This window comes from Methylorubrum podarium, from assembly GCF_022179745.1.
In the GTDB taxonomy this organism is placed as follows: Bacteria; Pseudomonadota; Alphaproteobacteria; order Rhizobiales; family Beijerinckiaceae; genus Methylobacterium; species Methylobacterium podarium.
In genome coordinates, this window is sequence record NZ_BPRD01000056.1 from 1 (window position 1) to 6,788 (window position 6,788).

General features: G+C 71.7%; 4 protein-coding genes and 1 pseudogene. 3 read left to right on the forward strand and 2 right to left on the reverse strand.

Going from position 1 to position 6,788, the window contains the following annotated elements; translation table 11 throughout:
• Nucleotides 1-49 precede the first annotated feature (49 nt).
• Entirely contained in the window at nt 50-2,524 is a 2,475-nt protein-coding gene (locus MFF42_RS03060; protein WP_238254451.1) for a putative bifunctional diguanylate cyclase/phosphodiesterase, read from the forward strand.
• Between the two features lie 6 nt (nt 2,525-2,530).
• Here the strand turns inward: MFF42_RS03060 and MFF42_RS03065 are convergent, their stop codons facing one another.
• Entirely contained in the window at nt 2,531-3,451 is a 921-nt protein-coding gene (locus MFF42_RS03065; protein ID WP_238254448.1) for an oxidoreductase, read from the reverse strand.
• A gap of 420 nt (nt 3,452-3,871) precedes the next feature.
• Between MFF42_RS03065 and MFF42_RS03070 the strand changes: the two genes are divergently transcribed.
• A complete protein-coding gene (locus MFF42_RS03070) occupies nt 3,872-4,708 on the forward strand; it encodes an alpha/beta fold hydrolase (protein WP_238254449.1) in 837 nt (278 codons plus the stop codon).
• Nucleotides 4,709-4,833: 125 nt separating this feature from the next.
• Here the strand turns inward: MFF42_RS03070 and chrA are convergent, their stop codons facing one another.
• Nucleotides 4,834-6,246, reverse strand: coding sequence for a chromate efflux transporter (gene chrA / locus MFF42_RS03075; RefSeq protein ID WP_238254450.1), 1,413 nt, complete (start codon nt 6,244-6,246; stop codon nt 4,834-4,836).
• 253 nt (nt 6,247-6,499) lie between these two features.
• On the opposite strand from chrA, the pseudogene MFF42_RS03080 reads away from it, so the two are divergent.
• Nucleotides 6,500-6,788, forward strand: a pseudogene (locus MFF42_RS03080) (GAF domain-containing protein); the annotation flags it as partial.

Below are 6,788 nucleotides of genomic sequence, written 5' to 3' on the forward strand. Positions count from 1 at the left end.
CGCCCCCAAACACTTCGCCCCCAAACACTTCGCATCCAAGACCGACACCATGCCCGAGACGCGCCGCGACGACACGACACGATCGACCGAGCGGTTCGGCTCGCTGATCGACCGGATCCGGCGCATCGACACGGTCGACGGGCTGCCGGCGCGCTACAGGCTGCAGGTCCGCGCGGGCCTGCTCGACGAGACCTTGAAGCTCGCGCACTACTCGGCGGTGACCCACTTGGTCGTCGCCGTCGCGGTCGCCTACTTCTTCTGGGATTCCGCGCCGCGGGCCTACCTGCTCGGCCTGCTCGCGGTGGTCGCCGTGGTGATCGCGGCCACCCTCTACATGACCTGGCTCTACCAGCGCATCTTCGGCAGCGCCGTCTCCGAGCTCGGCGTCGCGCGCGGCTACCGCCTCTCCGGCGGGTTCGCGTTCGCGCTCGGCCTCGCCTGGGCCACCATGCCCATCATGCTCTTCAGCCCCGCCAGCAGCGACGAGCGGCTGCTCGTCGTCGGCATCGCCGCCGGCCTGATCTCGGACGCCTACGTCGTCGGCCCGCTCCTGTCGGTCTCCTACCTCTTCGCGGTTCCGGTGATCCTCGGCAGCTTCCTCGGGCTCGCCCGCAGCGGCGAGCCGATCGCGCTGAGCATCGCCGTCCTGCTCGTCGTCTACGCGAGCTTCGTCGGGCTGAGCGTCCGCCGGATGAGCCGCCTCTCGCGCCAGCGCATCCTGGACCGCGTCCGCGTCGAGGATCAGAGCGAGACCATCGGCCTGCTCCTCAACGAGTTCGAGGAGAATTCGAGCGACTGGCTCTGGGAGACGGACGAGACCGGCCGCTTCCAGCACGTCTCGCCGCGGATGGCGCAGGCCCTGGGCTGCCCGATCGAGCGGCTGCAGCGGAGCGCGTTCCGGGACCTCCTCGCCCCGGGCGCCGACGCGCGGTCCGACGAGGCGCGGGGCCGGGATCGGGGCCAGGATAGGGGGCAGGACTGGAGTGAAGACCGGGGCGAAGACCGGACCGCCGACCTGCTCGACCAGCTTCGGCAGGGCCGGGCCTTCCACGAGCTCCTCGTCGCCATCGAGACGCCCACCGGCCTGCGGTGGCTGGAGCTGAGCGGCAAGCCCTTCACCGATCAGCGCGGCCATGTCGCGGGCTTTCGCGGGGTCGGCTCGGACGTGACGCAGCGCCGCGAGGCGGAGGCCCACATCGCCTACCTCGCCGCGCGCGACTCCCTCACCGGCCTGTCGAACCGGGGCATGTTCCACGAGGTCGCCTCGGAGGCCTGCGCGGCGGTCGCCGCCTCGGCCCGCGGCGATCTCGTCAACCTGCTCTATCTCGACCTCGACGGCTTCAAGAAGGTCAACGACACCGCCGGCCACGGCGCCGGCGACGCCCTGCTGCGGCAGGTGGCCGACCGCCTGCGCGCCAGCGTCGACGCGAACGCGCAGGTGTTCCGTCTCGGCGGCGACGAGTTCGCGATCCTGCACCGCGGCCGGGAGGCGGCGGAGGCGGAGATCCTGGCCGAGGCCGTCATCGCGGCCCTGCACCGGCCCTACCTCATCGACGGGGTGCGCGCGGAGATCGGCGTCAGCATCGGGATCGCGCGGGCGCCGCAGGACGCGACCGAGCTCCAGGACCTGCTGCGCAAGGCCGACCTCGCCCTCTACACCGCCAAGGAAGCCGGCCGGGGCCGCTGGCAATGCTTCGACGCCGACCTCGAACGGCGGGTCCGGCGCTGGCGGGAGCTCGACGGGGCGATGCGGGCCGGCCTCGCCAGCGGCGAGATGGAGCTGCACTACCAGCCGCTGGTGAACCTGCAGGACGGCGAGGTCGTCGGGTGCGAGGCGCTGCTGCGCTGGACCCGGCCCGGACACGGCCCGGTCTCGCCCGCCGAGATGATCCCGATCGCCGAGAGCACCGGCTTCGTCATCACGATCGGGCGCTGGGCCCTGCGCAAGGCCTGCGCGGAAGCTCTCAACTGGCCGGCGCATATGCGGGTGGCCGTGAACATCTCATCGACCCATTTCCGCCTGCCCGACTTCTACCGGGAGGTCGAGGCCGCGCTCGGCGAGACCGGGCTCGCGCCGGAGCGGCTCGAGATCGAGATCACGGAATCGATCTTCCTGGCCAACACGCCGCACGTGCTGGAAAACCTCCGGGCGCTGCGGGCGACGGGGGTGCGGATCGCCCTCGACGATTTCGGGACGGGCTATTCCTCGCTGAGCTACCTGACCCAGTTCCCCGTCGACAAGATCAAGATCGACCGGGCCTTCGTGCGCGACCTCAGCAGCCGGCCGGAATGCCTGTCGGTGATCAAGGCGATCATGGTCATCGCCGGCGACCTCGGGATCGACGTCACGGTGGAGGGCGTCGAGACGGAGCAGCAGGCGGAGATGCTCCGGCTGCGGCGCTGCAACAGCGCGCAGGGCTTCCTCTACAGTCCGGCCCGGCCCTCCGGCGAGGTCACCGGGCTGATCGAGCTGATTCCCCGCGCGGTCAAGCAGGCGCGGCGGCCCGTCCGCCACGTCGCCTGACGGCGATCACAGGGCGAACCGCACCCCGGTGAGCGTCTCCGACATCGCCCAGAGCCGGTCGGAGGCGGCGCGGTCGAGGGCGTGGGCGGCGATCGCGGCGGGCTTCGGGCCGCCGCGCACCTCGCGGAACCCGTCCGGCCCGTAATAGCCGCCGCGCCGCGCCTCCGGCGCCGTGGCGGCGTAGAGGATCGGCAGGGCGCCCTGCGCCGCCGGCTGGCCGATCAGCGAGAACAGGATCCGCCCCGCCCGCTGCTGGAACGCGCCCGCCCGGTCGCCCCGGCGGAACACCTCGGTGACGGCGAGCCCCGGATGCGCCGCGAGCGAGGCGATGCCGGAGCCCGCCGCCGCGAGCCGCCGGTCGAGTTCGAGGGAAAACATCAGCAGCGCGAGCTTGCTCTGCCTGTAGGCGGGCTGCGCCGCGTAGGTCTCGCGCCAGTGCGGGTCGTCGAACCGGATGTGTCCGCTGCGATGGGCGAGACTCGCCACCGACACCACCCGCGCCGAGGGGCTCAGGGCCGGCAGGAGCAGGCCGGTCAGGGCGAAATGGCCGAGATAGTTCGTGGCGAGCTGGCGCTCGAACCCGTCCGCGCTCTCCTCGCGCCGGGGCACCGCGGCGATGCCGGCATTGAGCACGAGCCGGTCGATCGGCGCCGCCGCCGGCCAGGCCCGGGCGAAGGCGCGCACGCTGTCGAGCGAGGCGGTGTCGATCGGGCGCACGGACAGGTCGGCGCCGGGATGCGCCCGCCGGATCGCCGCGGCGGCGCGCTCGCCCTTCCCGAGGTCGCGCACCGCCAGCACCACCGAAGCGCCGGCCCCGGCCAGCGCCCGCGCCGTCTCGAACCCGAGCCCGGCGCTCGCCCCCGTCACCACGGCGCGGCGGCCGGCCTGGGAGGGAATGTCGGCAACGGTCCAGCGCTGTCTCGCCATCGGGCGGTGGTCCTCACGGGTGTCGGATCGAGAGCGGTCCCGCGCTGCGCGACGGGCCGCCCCATCCCCGGATAGAGGGGCGACGGCCGCGGCGGAAGCCGTGATCGCGCCCCGCTTTACAGTCGTCATTCGGTGATGGAAGGGCGCTAGCGTCGGGCTCGCCGCGCGACTCACCCCGCCGTAAACCTCGCCTCGGACGGGCCTCCCGTTCGCGGCGGCTCCGAGGGCAATCGTGTGGGCGGCCCCGCTCTTGCGACGGGGGACGATCCGTCGATGGTACTACTTTTAGAAACGATGCGTTTCAATCGTTTCTGATTTTCAAACCCCGCGCAAAGGTCCATTCTCGCGGCGTCAAACAGCGGTCGCCGCGGCCCCGACCTCACGCCGCCCCGGCCCGCCCACGATCGAGGAGAGAGCATCATGGCCACGGTCACCACCCAGGACGGCACCGAGATCTTCTACAAGGATTGGGGCCCGAAGGACGCGCAGCCGATCATGTTCCATCACGGCTGGCCGCTCTCGTCCGACGATTGGGACGCGCAGATGCTGTTCTTCGTCGGCCAGGGTTTTCGCGTGGTCGCCCATGACCGGCGCGGCCACGGCCGCTCGGCGCAGGTGCCGGACGGGCACGACATGGACCATTACGCCGCCGACGCCTCGGCGGTGGCCGAGCATCTCGACCTGCGCCACGCCGTCCATATCGGCCATTCCACCGGCGGCGGCGAGGTGGCGCGCTACGTCGCGAAGCACGGCGAGCCGCAGGGGCGCGTGGCCAAGGCGGTGCTGGTGAGCGCCGTGCCCCCCCTGATGCTGAAGACCGAGGCCAACCCCGAGGGCCTGCCGATCGAGGTGTTCGACGGCTTCCGCAAGGCGCTGGCCGACAACCGCGCCCAGTTCTTCCTCGATGTCCCGGCCGGCCCGTTCTACGGCTTCAACCGCGACGGCGCGACGGTCCACGAGGGCGTGATCCGCAACTGGTGGCGGCAGGGCATGATGGGCTCGGCCAAGGCCCACTACGAGGGCATCAAGGCGTTCTCGGAGACCGACCAGACCGAGGATCTCAAGGCGATCTCGGTGCCGACGCTGGTGCTCCACGGCGAGGACGACCAGATCGTGCCGATCGTCGCGTCCGCGCACAAGTCGATCAAGCTCCTGCGCAACGGCACGCTGAAGACCTATCCGGGCCTGTCGCACGGCATGCTGACCCTCAACGCCGACCAGCTCAACGCCGACCTCCTCGCCTTCATCCGCGGCTGATCGGGACACCGGTCCGCACCCGGTCCGCATCGGCGGGAACACGACCCTTCGACCGCGCCGGGAAACGGTTCGCCGCCCCGGCGCCGGGCGGCGTGCCGTGCCCGCGCGGCGCCCGCAACACGGCTCTAGACAACGCCGGCCACGTGCAGGGCGACGCCGGCCGCCGCGCTGGCCAGCAGCGTCGGGATCATGCCGGCCTTGAAGCGGAACACCGCCAGCACCGCCGCCGCCGTCAGCACCAGCGCCGGCCCGTTCAGGCTCGACCACAGGGGCCATTCGAGCTTCAGGCCGAAGCCCGGCCGCAGGGTGTCCACCTCCCGAAACAGGGTGTGCAGCGCGAACCAGACCGCGAGGTTGAGGATCACGCCGACCACCGCCGCGGTGATCGTGGCGAGCGCACCCGACAGGGCCCGGTTGCCGCGGAGCGCCTCGACGTAAGGCGCCCCGGCGAAGATCCAGAGGAAGCAGGGCACGAACGTCACCCAGGTCGTCAGCAGGCCGCCGAGAATGCCCGCCAGGTAGGGATTGAGCGCGGCGGGCGCGCGGAACGCCCCCATGAAGCCGACGAACTGCGTGACCATGATCAGCGGCCCCGGCGTGGTTTCGGCCATGCCGAGACCGTCGAGCATCTCGCCGGGCCTGAGCCAGCCGAACGTCTCCACCGCCGCCTGCGCGACGTAGGCCAGCACGGCATAGGCGCCGCCGAAGGTGACGACCGCCATCTTCGAGAAGAACACGGCGATGTCGGCGAACACGTTGCCGCTGCCGAAGACGGCGAGCAGCCCGGCCACCGGCAGCAGCCAGAGCAGCAGCAGCACGGCGCCGATGCGCAGGGACCAGGCCGCGTTCGGCCGGGCATGCGCCGGCACCCCGGCGCCGAGCAGGCTGTCGGCGTCGGCCAGGACCGGTCCCTTGGCTTTTCCGTGGCTGCCGCCCTCGAAGGCCGGCGACCCCGTCCGGCCGCCGAGATAGCCGATCACCCCGGCCGCGAGGATGATCAGCGGGAAGGCGACGTCGAAGAAGAAGATGGCGACGAAGGCGAGGGCGGCGACGGCGTTCATCACGCCGTTCCTGAGCGCCCGTGATCCGACCCGGATCACCGCCTGCAGCACGACCGCGAGCACCGCGCATTTGAGGCCGAAGAACAGGCCGCCGACGAGGCCGACCCCGCCGAAGGCCGCGTAGACCAGGCTCAGGACCATGATCGCGATCATGCCCGGCAGCACGAACAACCCGCCCGCGATCAGGCCGCCGGCCGTGCGGTGCATCAGCCAGCCGATATAGGTGGCGAGTTGCTGCGCCTCGGGACCGGGGAGCAGCGTGCAGTAGGAGAGCGCGTGCAGGAAGCGCTCCTCGCCGATCCAGCGCTTCTCATCGACCAGGATGCGGTGCATGACCGCGATCTGCCCGGCCGGGCCGCCGAAGCTGAGCAGGGCGATCCGCGCCCAGACCTTCGACGCCTCGGCCAGCGACACACCGTGCGCGGGCCGGGCCTCAGGGCTTGGCGCCGTCCGCGCCGACATGGCGCTTCCGCTCATCGAAGGCCCGCGATCCCGTTGGTTGGTGGGGTGCCGGGACTGACAATACGCCGGCTCCGCCGCCCATGCCACCCGGTCCGAAACCTCATGCATCAGGTGAGGTGGGGAGGGGAAGTCCCTCTCGAAGCGACGCTCTCGGGCTCGCCGAGGACGCCTGGACTCCGGCGGCGGCGCGCCCCGGTTCCCGGCCCCGGCCCGCCCGCCTCGTCGGGGTCGCCTGTACGGATCCGGCTAAAACCCGTACGCTGCAGGCATGTTTGATGAGCGCTCCCAGGCAGACCCGCATCTGATGCGGACCGCCGAGCTCATGGCCGAGGCGGGCTCTTTCGAGGACGTCCTGTCCATCCTCGCGCGGACGGGCCGCCGGATCGCCGGATCCGACGGGATCGCCGTCGTGCTGCGCGAGGATGACGCCTGCGCCTACGTCGCCGAGGACGCGATCGAGCCGCTGTGGACGGGGTGCCGCTTCCCCCTCGACGCCTGCATCTCCGGCTGGGCGATGCTGAACGGGAAGACGGCCGTCGTCCCGTTCAGCATCGCCC